Genomic DNA, 1233 nt, shown 5'->3' on the forward strand with positions numbered 1-1233 from the left:
CCAACAACAACCAACAACGACAACCAAAAACAACAACCAACACCAACCAACAACCAACACCAAACCTGCCTCCACTAAAACAAATCAAGTAAAAATGACCATAAAACTCAGGCCACACCCACTACTAAACCCCCCACAACAAAAACAAACACCATGGCAAGAAATAACACCAGAACACGAGAAAAAAATACTCGAATACATAGAGACACAAGCAGAAAAAGGAAACTGGAGGGAATTCCTCTCGACGGCGGCAGACGCCCAAAAAATAGGAATAAAAGATGGTGTAACAGATAAAGATCTTCCTGGTTTATATCAGTCAGCAGATAATGCTTCTATCTGTGCACAAAAGATTTATTATAGAAGTCTTGCGTGTTATTTGATTTTGCTAATTCTGGCCAGCTATATTTCTTATCGATATTCAGGCACAACAAATGGAGCCATTCTATCGGCAACCTTATTTCTCATTACCTTAGGTATACTAATTTGGTTAAGAGTTAAGCGCCCAGATGATGTTTGGTATAATGGTAGAGCTGTCGCTGAGTCCGTAAAAACAAGAGCTTGGCGATGGATTATGCGTACTGAACCCTATCATGATACTGAAAATATAGAAATTGTGTCAAAAGAATTTATAAATGATCTAAAGGCTATATTGAATCAAAATAGAAGTATTTCTACCATGTTGGGTTCATATGCCGAGATAGAAGACCCGATCACAGAAAAAATGAAAAATATAAGAGCATTAGATATCAACGAAAGATTAAATATCTATAAGACAGAACGAATACAAGATCAATCTGAATGGTATTCAAAAAAAGCAATATATAACAAAAAACGTGCAACATTTTGGTTTTGGTGTTCTGTCGTTTTGCATTCCGCCGCTGTGTTTATGCTTTTATTGAGAATCAAAAATCCCGCTCAGAGCTATCCCATTGAGGTAATAGCTACAGCAGCAGGTGGAACCTTGACATGGTTGCAGGCTAAAAAACACAATGAGTTGAGTTCTTCGTATGCATTGGCCGCTCATGAGTTGGTTTTAATAAAAGGAGAAGCTCTATCTGTAAAAAATGAAAAAGAATTGTCTGATTTTGTTGTAAATAGTGAAGCGGCTTTTTCCAGAGAACATACTCAATGGGTAGCAAGAAAAAATGATTAAATCCAGGGCATAACAATGGCATTCACCTGACGCCAATTCCGCTGCGCTTCATTGGCGCAGGTGATGCCGGTCGTGTGTGC

Annotated in this window: 1 protein-coding gene; it reads left to right on the forward strand. The window is 38.3% G+C overall.

Annotation, left to right across the window (positions count from 1 at the left end; genetic code table 11):
- The coding region (locus tag AC3WVG_RS12045; protein ID WP_488798361.1) for a DUF4231 domain-containing protein at positions 1-1153 on the forward strand (1153 nt) is incomplete at its 5' end.
- Positions 1154-1233: the final 80 nt, after the last annotated feature.

It is taken from the genome of Desulfovulcanus sp. (assembly GCF_982781345.1).